The 12,968-nt window shown below is 54.6% G+C and carries 12 protein-coding genes; 7 read left to right on the top strand and 5 right to left on the bottom strand.

Annotated features, from left to right (window positions below):
* The first annotated feature begins 4 nt into the window (after nucleotides 1-4).
* The 5 genes from IB237_RS01930 (at nucleotide 5) to IB237_RS01910 (ending at nucleotide 4,260) form a co-directional block, all read left to right on the top strand.
* Nucleotides 5-952 carry a FliM/FliN family flagellar motor switch protein gene (locus IB237_RS01930; protein WP_192486920.1) on the top strand — a complete coding sequence of 316 codons (948 nt, stop codon included), beginning with the start codon at nucleotides 5-7 and terminating at the stop codon, nucleotides 950-952.
* 64 nt (nucleotides 953-1,016) lie between these two features.
* Entirely contained in the window at nucleotides 1,017-1,538 is a 522-nt protein-coding gene (fliN, locus tag IB237_RS01925) for a flagellar motor switch protein FliN (protein WP_192486919.1), read from the top strand.
* Between the two features lie 29 nt (nucleotides 1,539-1,567).
* A complete protein-coding gene (gene fliG / locus IB237_RS01920) occupies nucleotides 1,568-2,605 on the top strand; it encodes a flagellar motor switch protein FliG (protein WP_192486918.1) in 1,038 nt (345 codons plus the stop codon).
* Nucleotides 2,606-2,716: 111 nt separating this feature from the next.
* Complete coding sequence (gene flhB, locus IB237_RS01915; protein ID WP_371815218.1) at nucleotides 2,717-3,814, top strand: flagellar biosynthesis protein FlhB; 1,098 nt, start codon at nucleotides 2,717-2,719, stop codon at nucleotides 3,812-3,814.
* 8 nt (nucleotides 3,815-3,822) lie between these two features.
* A complete protein-coding gene (locus IB237_RS01910) occupies nucleotides 3,823-4,260 on the top strand; it encodes a hypothetical protein (protein WP_192486916.1) in 438 nt (145 codons plus the stop codon).
* 222 nt (nucleotides 4,261-4,482) lie between these two features.
* On the opposite strand, the gene IB237_RS01905 is transcribed toward IB237_RS01910, so the two are convergent.
* Nucleotides 4,483-5,697 (bottom strand): glycosyltransferase family 2 protein, encoded by a 1,215-nt coding sequence (locus tag IB237_RS01905; protein ID WP_192486915.1) that lies wholly within the window; start codon nucleotides 5,695-5,697, stop codon nucleotides 4,483-4,485.
* Nucleotides 5,698-5,946: 249 nt separating this feature from the next.
* Here IB237_RS01905 and IB237_RS01900 point away from each other — a divergent pair, with 249 nt between their 5' ends.
* Nucleotides 5,947-7,086, top strand: coding sequence for a Xaa-Pro peptidase family protein (locus IB237_RS01900; RefSeq protein WP_192486914.1), 1,140 nt, complete (start codon nucleotides 5,947-5,949; stop codon nucleotides 7,084-7,086).
* A 106-nt stretch (nucleotides 7,087-7,192) separates the two neighbouring features.
* A complete protein-coding gene (locus IB237_RS01895; RefSeq protein WP_192486913.1) occupies nucleotides 7,193-8,233 on the top strand; it encodes an Ldh family oxidoreductase in 1,041 nt (346 codons plus the stop codon).
* 45 nt (nucleotides 8,234-8,278) lie between these two features.
* Here the strand turns inward: IB237_RS01895 and IB237_RS01890 are convergent, their stop codons facing one another.
* From IB237_RS01890 to IB237_RS01875, 4 genes are read right to left on the bottom strand one after another with little or no spacing between them, the layout of a single operon-like run.
* Nucleotides 8,279-9,895, bottom strand: coding sequence for a glycoside hydrolase family 43 protein (locus IB237_RS01890; protein WP_192486912.1), 1,617 nt, complete (start codon nucleotides 9,893-9,895; stop codon nucleotides 8,279-8,281).
* 18 nt (nucleotides 9,896-9,913) lie between these two features.
* Complete coding sequence (locus IB237_RS01885) at nucleotides 9,914-11,047, bottom strand: Gfo/Idh/MocA family protein (RefSeq protein WP_192486911.1); 1,134 nt, start codon at nucleotides 11,045-11,047, stop codon at nucleotides 9,914-9,916.
* Nucleotides 11,048-11,068: 21 nt separating this feature from the next.
* Entirely contained in the window at nucleotides 11,069-11,830 is a 762-nt protein-coding gene (locus IB237_RS01880) for a sugar phosphate isomerase/epimerase (RefSeq protein ID WP_192486910.1), read from the bottom strand.
* A 47-nt stretch (nucleotides 11,831-11,877) separates the two neighbouring features.
* Complete coding sequence (locus IB237_RS01875; protein WP_192486909.1) at nucleotides 11,878-12,966, bottom strand: ABC transporter ATP-binding protein; 1,089 nt, start codon at nucleotides 12,964-12,966, stop codon at nucleotides 11,878-11,880.
* Nucleotides 12,967-12,968 lie beyond the last annotated feature (2 nt).

Here is a 12,968-nt window from a genome sequence, read left to right as displayed (position 1 = left end):
AATCATGACGACACCAGACACAGCTCCCGCAATGGACCACGCACTTCTTGCCAAGCTCACAGGTGGGCTTGGCGACCAAAAGACGATCCTCAAGATCGGCGCCGATGTCGGGCATCTCTACAGCGAGTTTCTGCCGGACATGTTCCACAGCGAAACCGGCATCCCCATTGAGGTCGATTATATCGGCTGCCAATCCGGCCTGATGACCGATCTCGTTCGCGGCATCGGTCCTGAATTCGCGGTGGCCGATTGCTCATTGCGTAATTGGTCTCCCAACTTCATTCTGGCCTGTGGCAATGCATTCATCATGACTTTGATGGAACGTATGCTTGGCGCGCTGCCAGAGACGATTTCCGAACCGGAAGTGCGCTCGCTGTCGCAGATCGAGCTTGATCTTGCAGCTCTCGTCATTGGCCGCATGGCCGGCGTTCTTCGTTCTGGCGTCAACGCACCGGGCGGTTTTGAAGCCGCGATTGACCCGCCCTACAATTCGAAGGGCAAAAGCGGTTTCGATGAACAAATCACCGGTCAGTACGGTGTACTGATTCGCTTGAAGGTGGATCTTGGTAAGGTTTCCTCGGAATTTGCGCTGGTGATCCCGCAACGCGTCATGCTCAAGACGCAGATCGTTGCGCCAAAGGCATCGGCAAGTGCCATCAAGAAGCACGAGGAATGGGTTGCTCTGATCAAGGAACAGGTCAAACGTTCGCAGGTTACACTTGAGGCGCGTATTCGCCTTCAGAAGATGACCCTGCGCAACCTTGCTCGCCTGACGGAAGGTGATGTGGTTCCGTTCCGGGATATCAGCCGCGACGATATCACCGTCGAGGTCAGCGCCAATGGCAGCGACATCTACAATTGCGAGTTTGGAAAGGCGGGAGACCGCTACATGGTTCGCGTGAAAAACAACGTCAGCACAGATGATGAGATATTGAGACATCTGATGGGTTAAATCTTGTCGTGCTCAAATTGAGCGAAGGCAGTTTGACGCAAGTTTCAAAAGGAATAATTACGGCATGGCTACGAAGAAAACACCTTTGACTGAAGATGACGCGCTTTCCATCGGCGAACCTGCCGAACTGGATCAGGCGATTGGCGACCTGCGCGGTGTCCTGAAAACGGATGCAGAAGGTGGCTTTGGCGATTTCGGTGATTTTGCCGATACGGCCGCTACAGATACCGTCGATGCTATGAGCTTTGGCGGTGGTACCAACGACTTCGGCATGGACGATTTCTCGGCAGCACCAGCTGCTGGCGCGCCAATGCAGATCGGCAGCGGCCTCACCGACAACCTCGACCTGATCATGGATATTCCAATCGATGTTCAGATCGTTCTCGGCACAAGCCGCATGCTGGTTTCCGGTCTTATGGGCCTGGAAGAAGGCGCAACAATTGCTCTGGATCGCAAAATCGGCGAACCAGTTGAAATAATGGTAAATGGCAGACGCATTGCACGCGGTGAAATTACTGTTCTTGAGAATGACGACTCACGTTTTGGTGTTAAACTCATTGAAGTGATGAGCATCAAGAAAGCCTGATCCCGGTTTTGGGGCAGAGAGGAAAGACCATGATGGACTTTGAAGATTTCGGTAACCCCATTGAAGGGAAACCGTTGTCTCAGGCAGATAAAGCTGCCGCCGTGCTGCTCGCCATGGGAAAAGGTGTGGCGGGCAAATTACTTAAATTTTTTACGCAGGCCGAACTGCAGCTTATTATTGCATCTGCGCAGACCCTACGGGTTATCCCGCCGGATGAGCTTGCTGCCATCGTGAACGAATTCGAGGATTTGTTCACTGAAGGCACAGGCCTGATGGATAACGCCAAAGCGATTGAAAGCATTCTCGAAGAAGGCCTGACACCAGAAGAGGTTGACGGTCTGCTTGGACGTAGAACTGCCTTCCAGGCTTATGAAGCATCGATCTGGGATCAGCTTCAGGACGCCAGCCCCGAGTTCATTGGCAAGTTCCTCGCCAAGGAACACCCACAGACCATCGCATACATTCTTTCTATGCTGCCGTCCGCTTTCGGTGCCAAGGTGTTGTTGACCATCCCGGATGAGCAGCGCGCCGACATCATGAACCGTACGGTCAACATGAAGGACGTCAGCCCAGCCGCCGCGCAGATCATTGAGAAGCGCGTTATGGCCCTGATTGCCGAGATTGAAGCGGAAAGAAACGCAAGTGGTTCTGCGAAGGTTGCAGACCTCATGAACGAACTGGAAAAACCACAGGTCGATACGCTGCTGAGTTCGCTGGAAACCCTCAACAAGGAATCCGCAAACAAGGTCAAGCCGAAGATCTTCCTGTTCGAAGACATGCTGGTCATGCCACAGCGCAGCCGCGTCCTTCTGCTCAACGACGTCTCCGGCGATGTTCTCACCATGGCTCTGCGTGGTGCGACCAACGAAATCAAGGAATGTGTCCTTTCGGCGATCAGCCCGCGCCAGCGCCGCATGATCGAATCCGACCTGGCCGTTCCGGTTGCAACGCTCAACACACGCGAAGTTGCTATCGCTCGCCGTGCTGTTGCGCAGGAAGCAATTCGTTTGGCAAGCTCCGGTCAGATCCTGCTGAAGGAAGCAGATGCGAATGCCGCAGCGGCGTAATTGCCAAAGCAGCGGTTGAAAACCCTGGCGGGGCAGGCTTGCGCTATTGCCCCGCAACGCACCACAGTCTAGCCTGACCTGACTATCCCGCCATTCTGGCGGGTTTGTTTTATGTCGGGGACCGACGTCTTGTCAGACGATCAGGATAAAGAAAGTAAAACAGAAAGCCCCACGGAGAAAAAACTTCGTGATGCGGCCGAGAAAGGCAATTTGCCTGTCTCGCGTGAAATTCCGCTCTTTGCGTCTGCGCTCGCTTTTTATCTGTATCTCGTCTTTTTCATGCCGACCAGCACGGCCCATATTAGCGATACCCTGAAGGATCTGTTCGACCAGCCGGAGCAATGGCAATTGCTGAACCGGCCGGATGCGTTTTCGCTGTTTACCCATTTGGGTCTGGCCATCGCATATATGCTGCTGCCAGCGATGTTGATGTTCATCATCTTTGGTATTTCATCGTCAGTCTTCCAGAATATGCCGTCTTTCGTGCTTGAGCGTGTGCGCCCACAGGCCTCCCGCATTTCACCGATGAAGGGTTTCAAGCGCATATTCAGCGTTCCCGGTTTCGTCGAGTTCGGCAAATCGATCTTCAAGATCATGATTGTCTCGATCATCATGTTCTTCGCGTTGCGGGGTGAGTACTATAAATTGATCGATGCGATGTTCTCGGACCCGCAAACGATTTTTGTGCGACTTGTTACGATCGTCAAAAAAATGATGATCGTCATTTTGATCTGCACCGCACTTTTGGCTGCCGTCGACCTTTTCTGGACGCGCCATCACTGGTTCTCGCAATTGCGCATGACCAAACAGGAAGTGAAGGACGAACACAAACAGACCCAGGGTGACCCGATCGTCAAGTCACGCCAGCGGTCGATTGCGCGCGACCGCGCTCGCCGCCGCATGATCAACAATGTGCCGCGCGCCACCCTCGTCATTGCAAACCCGACCCACTATGCCGTCGCCCTGCGTTATGTACGCGATGAAAACGACGCTCCGGTTGTTGTGGCAAAGGGACAAGACCTTATCGCGTTGAAAATACGTGAAATTGCAGAAAAGAACGGAATTCCCGTTTTTGAAGACCCACCACTCGCTCGCTCCATGTTTGCGCAAGTCTCGGTAGATAGTGTGATTCCACCAGCCTTTTACAAGGCTGTTGCAGAACTCGTTCATCGGGTCTTTGCACAACGGTCAGCGAAAAAGCGGGTCTAGTAATACGAATGAAAAAATGCCCCTACACAGAACAACGAGAACAAATTGTTGCTGAAGCCCTTAGCCCGGTCGCTTCGGAACTACGGCTCCTCGATCCAGCGGACTTGATCTCTCTGCTGCGTTTCGAATGCTACGGGAGCCTTGCCGATCTGGTTGCTTCTGCGGCTGAACTGTATTTCCATCCAGGCACAGTCAATTTCGGCGCGGGCGGGGAATACAAGCTCGAGTGGGACGGCGTTCCTACGGTAGTTCTTGATCTTGAGCTTAAACCGCTCGGAGTGACAATTTACGCGCAACTGCATCTTGCTGATGAGTTTGCGGCGATCGATATCAACCATATATCGTTCCAGAATGCGTCTGATAATCCGGATATCAATACGGAGTTTCTGAAACGCAGCCTGCGTGAGGCACGTTTTGTGACGCGCAAAACCGGTCAATTGGCTTAACGCGGTTTGGCCCCGGTTTATCAACCGTATGAAAGTGCCCTGACAACGTCTTTTTGGACATAGAAACAGCGGCGTCCTCATCTCTGAGCCTTTCTACGACCCGGAAATCATAGCGATTTCCGGGTCTTTTCGTTTTCTTTGGTTATTCTCCAGACTGCTGGCATAAAAAAACCTGCACGGAGCTTTTCCGCGCAGGTTTTAATGTCTGAAAGATCGAAACGATCAGCCGAATTGGGCGATGTATTCTCGGATATCAAAGATACCGTCCTTCGGGCCGGGATTTTCCGGGAATGCCGGGTTAAAGCGCAGATAGGCGCGTGGCTCCTGCGACTTCGCCCCACCTTCAACCGGGTAGGTCATCCGTGCGCGAATATCCTGCGGCAGCAGGTTCAGCGTTGTGGTTTCGATCATTGGATCAAGAATGATCGGTTCATTCGAGAACTCTGTTGCTTCACGCGCCGCCGTGACAACGCCGGCCAGTTTGCAGATCTGGCCAAATGCGTCTGGCGACAGTGGCATCTGCTCATGGGCCGCCATGCGGTGGTACATGATGTAGGCTTCCGGCCAGTTTCCTGCCTCGACATGAAGGCGCAGCGCAACGGCCTGACGCATCATCATGAATTTTAGGATACGGGCATTCAGCGATACTTTTTCATCCGGGCTGAACGGATTGACCTGTGCAGCGCGTGACACCAGATATTCGATGCCACCGCGATAGGTATCCCACAGGAACATGCATTCCTTGTTGCCCTGTTGCTGGCGCGGATCATCGGAGACAGCCGTTACGCGCGCAAATGGCTCTGGCACGAACATAATGTCGCCGCCTTCGAGCGCGCGGGTGGTGTAGAGGAATGCCCAGAAGATAAATGGCGTCGGGCTGGAAATCGCCTTTGCCAGCACACTGCGACGAATGATCATGAATTCCGGGAAGACATGATAGTTGAGGATCATGTCCAGCATCGACAGGAAGTTGCCCTTGCTGTGGCGGATCGGGCCAGGCAGGCGGTAGAATGGGCCCATGTCGGTGTTGGCGTTGTTACGGCCATCAACCAGCATCCACGGGGCCTGAATGACACCGAGCGCCGGATCCTGCTCCATCAGGCGCACATATTCGACAACCTTTTCCGGGATCAACAGATCGTCGTCACCGAGGAACACGGCATAACGGCCGCGGGCGCGCTGCATGGCGAACGAATAGTTGCTGACAAAGCCAGAATTCTTCACACGCCGGAAAGCGTTGATTTCCGGATTGTCGGAAATCGAGGCGATATAAGCAGGTGTATTATCCGTCGAGCAGTCGTCAACGATGACGATTTCAAACGGAATTCCCAGTCTGCGAAACGAATCCAAATGGAATGTGACGTTGCGCTCAAGCAGAAACTGCCGGTTATATGTGGGGACACAAATCGACAAGATTATAGGTTGTGTCGAGGACATTTTTTTCTCCGCAGTCGCTCACAGTTCCAGCAAACGCAATGCATCCAGATGCAATACGCCCAAAGTTATCATTGTTAGCTACACCTATTCGCTTTCCCGAAACTGTCCTGTTCCATAGCTTGTTATTGAAATTGACCGCCCCCGCGTCTGAAGCAAAGATATCCGTTTGCTGTCGACAAAATGCGCACAACCATCTAGTCTTCGCCGCATCCAACTACCCACCTGAAAATCCTGCCGGAATGGAATGTCATGTTTCAGAAAAATCCACCTGCCTTCATTCAAGATGACGAACGCCTGTCGAGATTGAAAAAACTTCGTGAAACCATGGGTGCGCACGGCATTTCCGCTACTTTGCTCGGCGCGTCCGATAGCCTGCTATATTTCACCGGTTTGCATTGGCACCAGAGTGAAAGACTGCTTGGCGCATTGGTGACGCAGGACGGGCTTTTCTACATAGTACCGGGCTTTGAAAAGAGCCGTGTTGAAACGCTGCCTCATCTGCCCGGCGAAATCCTGACATGGGAAGAAGACCAATCACCGGCAGAACTTGTTGCTGCACAGCTGAAGCCATCAGAAAAACTGGCACTGGACGATGCTCTGCCGCTGTTCATCTATCACGCACTGGCTAAGGCTGTTGGTGCCGAGCGGCTTGCCGATGGCGGACGGTTGATCCGCAATCTGCGTCTTTGCAAATCGGCAGCTGAAATTGCCATCATCAAATATGCGATGGATCTGACGCTGGACATTCACCGGCAGGCCCATGCGATCATGAAACCGGGCATTCGGGCATCGGAAGTCGTTCGGTTCATAGATGAGCGGCACCGCGAACTGGCCGGTTCATCGTCTACTTTCTGCATTGTCTCTTTCGGCTTGGCCACCTCGCTGCCGCATGGTGCCGACGGCGATCAGACGCTTGTAGCCGGCGATGTCATTCTTGTTGATACCGGTACGCGCATTGACGGTTATCACTCCGATCTGACACGCACATACATGATCGATGAGCCAACCAAAGAATTTGCCGCGGGTTGGGCAATCGAGCGTGAAGCACAGCAGGCTGTTTTCGATGCGGCGAAGCTTGGCGCTTCCTGCGCAAGCCTTGATGACGCAGCCCGCGGAGTGATGTCCCGCCATGGACTTGGACCAGATTATCAGCTTCCTGGTCTACCGCACCGAGCAGGTCATGGACTTGGGCTTGAAATTCATGAAGAGCCCTACATCGTCAGAGGCAACCAGACCAAACTGGCAACCGGCATGTGTTTCTCCAATGAACCGATGATCGTTTTCCCCGGTAAGTTCGGCATTCGGCTTGAGGATCATATCTACATGGCGGACGATGGTGCCCACTGGTTTACGCAGCCGGCCAAGGGTCCAGCAGAACCGTTTGCGTAAGCGCAAATCAACAGGGAATGTGTTGCCGCTTCGCTTCCATTTGTGTGGCGAAGCGGTAGTGTACGGGCACGAAAAACCTACAAAAATTAGTCTGCAGGAGTGACAGATGACCCAAGCGATCGAGTATATTTCTTTTGAAGAAGCCCGCGCCCTAAGCCTTGAATTGCTGACACTTGCCGGGTTTTCGAAAGGTCATGCAGAAACGATTGCTGCTTCTGTCCTGAAAGCGCAGCAGGATGAGTGCCATTCTCATGGCCTCTACCGCCTAATGGGCTGTGTCAAAACCCTGCAGATCGGCAAAGTTGATCCCAATGCCGAGCCAACAGTGGATACGGAAACGCCGGGTATCGTGCGCGTCAATTCCCACTACGGGTATTCATTGATGGGCTTCCATGCCGGCCTGCCGCATTTCATCGAGAAAACCAAAAAGCAGGGTGTTGCCGCCATGGCAATCAATAACTGCTTCCACTTCTCAGCGCTTTGGCCAGAGGTTGAAGCGCTGGCTGACGCGGGTCTGGTGTCCTTTGCCGTTACCCCCAGCCACTGCTGGGTAGCGCCAGCTGGCGGCACCAAACCGTCCTTCGGCACCAATCCATTTGCCTTCGGGTGGCCACGGGCTGGCAAACATCCGTTCATTTTCGACTTTGCGACCAGCGCGTCAGCGCGTGGTGAAATCGAATTGCACCGCCGGGCCGGAAAACCGATCCCGCTCGGCTGGGCCATCGACGCCGAAGGCAATCCAACAACGGACGCTGAAGCTGCCCTCAACGGAGCTATGTTGACCTTCGGTGGTCACAAGGGCTCCGCACTTTCGGCGATGGTCGAGCTGTTGGCCGGTCCATTGATCAACGACATGATGAGTTCGGAATCGATGGAATTTGACGATGGTGCGGGGGTAACCCCGTGCCACGGCGAATTGCTGATTGCGCTTGATCCGCAGTCCTTCCTCGGCGCGAGCATGACGGAAAGCATGGGACGGGCTGAAAAACTGTTCAGCTCGATTACCGATCAGGGCGCGCGCCTGCCATCGCAGCGTCGTTATGAAGCCCGCGACCGCAACAAGGACAAAGGCCTGCCTGTGCAGGCCGCTCTGTTGGTGGATCTGCGCGCGATGCTTTCCGAGCTGAAAGCCGCCGTCCCGGCCTGACAATGTAACGAGCGGGTAGCCTGTTTCGCAGACTACCCGTCCATGTCATTCCCTGTCGGTGATGCTGTAGGCAAAGCTTTCAAAATCAGCCGGCTGTCCGCGACCAGATGTATCGAAAGCGAACATGCCGACAAAAGCACCTGTGAATGAGCCGTGTTCACCGCGCCCACCCTCATCCGAGACGACACCGGCATCAAGAACAGGCCCAACCGGCTGCCAAGTGGGTGCTGAATGGCTGCGCCAGAAGAACAGCAGATCGTTGCCTTCCACTTCCATCGCCAGATGAATTGGCCCCTCAGGAACAGTGACGCCGCCGCCAATTGGAAAGCTCAAGCGACCGTGTGGAAAGTCGCCCGGGCATGACAGGATGGTGACGACCCGTCCCAGCTTTTCATGCAGCGTGACAGCAAGCGCATGAAACTTGTGGCGATTATAATAATGGGTGAGACCCGCCACCTGCTGGTAGGTATCGGGTGAAAACTCCACCACGGTTTCGGCCCGGAAGGAGTGATGTTGCTGGCGCCGAGCCACCAGCGACTGGTCAAACCAAGAGCCGATGCTTTCACGTCCGAACAATCGCAAATGCCCAGCACGCTCAGTCAGGCTGAAAAGCCGCTCAGGATAGGGCGACCGCAACCACTGGAAATCCTCTGGCAATTGCGGCGTTTCAAATCTGTGGTGAATATTGGCCTCTTCCCGTTTGCGAGTGGCTGAAGTCGGAGACGGCACCTCGACAGCGGGTACGACACCGCCTTGCGCCAGATACAGCCAGTCATCGCGCCATACACATTTTTGGATTGCCGTTTCACGGCCAAGTGTACAACGCCGTTTCGGCGGTACGGGTCTGCCGCATAGATGCGTGTGATAGGCCTCGCCATCTGGCGTTTCGACATATTGCCCGTGCCCTGCCCTTTGTAGCATCGCCTCCGGATTGTCTTTTGAGGTGATCAGATGGACATTCGGGTGCATCTCATAGGGACCATCCAGCGAACGGGACCGCGCCATGGTGACAGCATGGTCGTAGCCCGTGCCACCTTCCGCCGTGGTCAGGTAATACCAGCCATTGCGCTTAAAGATGTGCGGCCCTTCCACAAGCCCTAGCGGGCTGCCGGGAAAGATGTTTTTGACCGGGCCGATCAGCTTGCCACTTGCAGCATCCCATTCCTGCAATAGGATGCCATCAAAGGCCGGATGTTTCGGTGCGCCACCGTAACTTTCGGTGCGGTGGTTCCACTGCATGTTGAGGAACCATTTGCGCCCGTCATCGTCATGAAACAACGTCGGGTCAAAACCGGATGAGTTGACGTAGACCGGATCCGACCACGCACCTTCAATGGTGTCTGATGTGACGATGTAGTTATGGGCATCCTTGAAGTTGCCGTCGTAACGTTTGACATCGGTGTAGACCAGCCAGAAGCGGCCATCCGCATAGGACAGGCACGGTGCCCAGATGCCGCAACTGTCAGGGTTACCGCGCATGTCGAGCTGGCTGGCGCGTTCCAGCGGTCTGCGTACCAGGGTCCAGTTGACCAGATCGCGTGAGTGGTGGATTTGCACGCCCGGATACCACTCGAAAGTGGATGTCGCGATGTAATAATCCTCACCGACACGGCATATGGACGGGTCGGGGTTAAACCCCGACAAAACAGGATTGCGGATCATGTCTTCCTCCCCACGAATTTAACGCAGCAGCTTTTGCGCTTCTTCGATACCAAGAGCAGCCGGTTGCGTGCATGTCGTTGTCATGTCGATGAAACGACCTTCCTCTCCCGACTTCAGGATTGAGGTCATGACATCGATGCCGTGCAGCGCACGCTCCAGCGAGCAACGGGCATCCCGCCCCTCAATCAGCGCCATGGCCATATCGGCGAGACCTGCGGTGCGGTAATTGGCACGTGGCCCCTGCGGACTTTCCTGATTGGCTTTACCGAATGGATGCTCCCAATCTTCAAGCGGCTCGATATCCTTGTTCTGGCCGCTGGCTTCCACCACTCCGCCGAAGAAGTTGGGGTCCGGCACATAGAGCGAGCCTCCGGTGCCATAAAGCTCCATATTGGCGTGACGGTGTGACCAGACATCCCAACTGGCCGACAGCGTGATGGTCGCACCGCTGACGAATTCCAACAACGCATGAATGTTGGTGGGTGTTTCCACCGGTATCGTCTGTCCGGCCAGCGGCTGGCTGGTGATGGTGCGGGTTGTGTTGGCCATCGATGTCAGGGCGGCAACGCGTTTTACGGGACCAAGCAGATTGATGAGGTTAGCGATGTAATAAGGGCCAAGATCAAGGATCGGCCCGCCCCCGGCCACAAAGAAAAAGCCGGGATTCGGATGCCACATTTCCATGCCGGGGCTCATGACATGACATGTGCCTGATGTGATACGCCCGACGCGACCTTCATCGATATATTTACGGGCAAGCTGATGTGAGCCGCCCAGGAATGTATCGGGCGCGCAGCCAACAGACAATTTTTTCTCAGCGGCAACTTTTCGAAGCTCTTCGCCTTCCTCTAGCGTCAAAACCAGCGGCTTTTCGGAATAGACATGTTTGCCCGCTTCAAGAATAGCCTTAGAGACCGAGAAATGCGCGGCGGGAATGGTAAGGTTGACGATGACGTCAATCTCACTGTTGGCCAGCAGTTCGGGAATGGACTGTGCCTTCACACCATATTCTTCCGCTTTCAGCTCGGCTGCATTGCGGTTCAAATCGGCGCAGGCAAGAATTTTCAGCCCCTTGAACAGCGGAGCGAGAGAGAAATAGGTGGTCGAGATATTACCGCATCCAATGATGCCGACGCCAAGCTCTTTGGCCATGATGATGCTCCAGTATGAAAATCAGTAGGCATTGAAAGATGCAATCGACCGTTCCATCAGGCGGTCGATATCGGACGGATTGTCGTGCTCCAGCACGAAGTGTTTGACCGAGGTGTTCTTCAGCGCAGCGATCAGCTTTTGCCATTCCACAGTGCCGTGGCCGAGGTCTGCCCAACCATCTTCATTGGCATTCTGGCCTGACGGCGCGATATCCTTGACGTGGACAGCAGTGATGCGTTTGCCGTAGCTTTCAATCCACGCAAATGGGTCAGCCCCACCCCTGATAATCCAGGCGATATCGGCTTCCCAGCTCAGTTCAGGACCACCGGCGAGAATCTGTTCCTGCGGTGTCGAACCATCCGCCAGCGTGTGAAACTCGAAATCATGATTGTGCCAGCCGAAGGTCAGGCCAGCATCACGGAATGGTTTGCTGGCTGCCTGCAAACGCTGCCCAAAGGCAAACCAGCCAGCCGCATCACTGGGGCGCTGGTCTGGCAGCAGATAGGGGCAATAAACGGCTTCAATGCCCAGAATGCGGGCAACGGCGAGCGCCCGGTCGGTTTCCTTTTCGAGCATGTCGATGCCGAAATGGCCGGTTGGCATGGTCAGCCCGTTGGCATCCAACTCAGCGCGGAATTGTGTGAGTGCTGCATCATCCATGGTGGCGTAAATGCCACCATATCCCTCGACTTCACGATAACCGGCCTTGGACAGCTTTTTTAGAATTTCGGAAAGCGGCGGAAAATTGCGGGCGCTGTAAAGCTGAAAGCCAAGTGTTGTCATTTCCAAGTCTCCTCAATGTCATCAATATTTGGGTGTCGGGAAAGGGATCAGATGCGGTTTTCAGTGGCCGCGTCGAACAGCGATGCCATCGACATATCCACACCGAGCCGCACCTTGCTGCCCGGTGAATAACGTCGGTGACCACCGATCCGCACCGACAGCGTATGGTCGGCAAGTTTCAGCCAGAGCAGATTGTCGGCACCCATCGGCTCCTCGATGTCGACAATTGCCTCGTGAACTTCGCCGCCGGATATCTGCTCATCAACACGGATATGTTCAGGGCGAATACCCAGAATGACCGGGCGGCCGGCGGCGAGTGGTTCCGATGTCTGGTAGCCGGCAAGACTAAAGCTCACGCCGTTGGTGACGAAGGCCGTGCCTCCATCTTTTGCCACCAGCTCTCCCCGCAAGAAGTTCATGGACGGCGAACCGATGAAACCAGCTACGAACAGGTTTTTGGGCCGGTTATAGATGGCAATAGGATCATCAAGTTGCTGGATAACGCCGCTTTTCATGATCGCGATACGGTCGGCCAGTGTCAGTGCCTCGATCTGGTCGTGGGTCACGTAGATCATGGTGTTCTTGAGCGACTGGTGCAAGCGCTTGATCTCAACGCGCAGTTCCGAGCGCAGCTTGGCATCGAGGTTGGACAGGGGTTCGTCGAACAGGAACACGTCAACATCGCGTACCAATGCACGACCGATTGCCACGCGCTGGCGCTGACCGCCTGACAGGGCCGATGGTTTGCGTTTGAGTAGCGGCTGTATCTGCAGAATTTCAGCCGCACGTGCGACGCGACGGTCAATTTCTGCCTGCGGAACCTTTGCCACTTGCAGACCAAAGGACAGGTTTTTTTCTACCGTCATCTGCGGATAAAGCGCATAGGACTGGAACACCATGCCGATGCCGCGATCCTTTGGTTCCTCCCAGGTGACGTTGCGTTCCTTGATGAAAATCTGCCCGTCGGTCGGTTCCAGCAAACCGGCAATGCAATTCAAAAGGGTTGACTTGCCGCAACCGGATGAACCGAGCAGCACCAGAAATTCACCCTCGTGAATATCGAGGTTGAGATTTTCCAGCACGGTTACAGCACCGAAGGACAGAGAAAGCTCTTGGATGGAAACACTATAAGTCATGA

It is taken from the genome of Agrobacterium sp. AGB01 (assembly GCF_014851585.1).
Classification (GTDB): Bacteria; Pseudomonadota; Alphaproteobacteria; order Rhizobiales; family Rhizobiaceae; genus Agrobacterium.
The sequence above is the reverse complement of the archived record's forward strand: the minus strand, read 5'-3'. Positions and strand labels throughout refer to the sequence as shown.

What these genes read in the sequence shown, in the direction of transcription:
- IB237_RS01890 (WP_192486912.1), bottom strand. Translation starts at nt 9,895, where the DNA reads ATGATCCGCAATCCTGTTTTGTCGGGGTTTAACCCCGACCCGTCCATA.
- fliG (WP_192486918.1), top strand. Translation starts at nt 1,568, where the DNA reads ATGATGGACTTTGAAGATTTCGGTAACCCCATTGAAGGGAAACCGTTG.
- fliN (WP_192486919.1), top strand. Translation starts at nt 1,017, where the DNA reads ATGGCTACGAAGAAAACACCTTTGACTGAAGATGACGCGCTTTCCATC.
- IB237_RS01895 (WP_192486913.1), top strand. Translation starts at nt 7,193, where the DNA reads ATGACCCAAGCGATCGAGTATATTTCTTTTGAAGAAGCCCGCGCCCTA.
- IB237_RS01875 (WP_192486909.1), bottom strand. Translation starts at nt 12,966, where the DNA reads ATGACTTATAGTGTTTCCATCCAAGAGCTTTCTCTGTCCTTCGGTGCT.
- IB237_RS01885 (WP_192486911.1), bottom strand. Translation starts at nt 11,047, where the DNA reads ATGGCCAAAGAGCTTGGCGTCGGCATCATTGGATGCGGTAATATCTCG.
- IB237_RS01900 (WP_192486914.1), top strand. Translation starts at nt 5,947, where the DNA reads ATGTTTCAGAAAAATCCACCTGCCTTCATTCAAGATGACGAACGCCTG.
- IB237_RS01905 (WP_192486915.1), bottom strand. Translation starts at nt 5,697, where the DNA reads ATGTCCTCGACACAACCTATAATCTTGTCGATTTGTGTCCCCACATAT.
- IB237_RS01880 (WP_192486910.1), bottom strand. Translation starts at nt 11,830, where the DNA reads ATGACAACACTTGGCTTTCAGCTTTACAGCGCCCGCAATTTTCCGCCG.
- IB237_RS01930 (WP_192486920.1), top strand. Translation starts at nt 5, where the DNA reads ATGACGACACCAGACACAGCTCCCGCAATGGACCACGCACTTCTTGCC.
- flhB (WP_371815218.1), top strand. Translation starts at nt 2,717, where the DNA reads ATGTCGGGGACCGACGTCTTGTCAGACGATCAGGATAAAGAAAGTAAA.
- IB237_RS01910 (WP_192486916.1), top strand. Translation starts at nt 3,823, where the DNA reads ATGAAAAAATGCCCCTACACAGAACAACGAGAACAAATTGTTGCTGAA.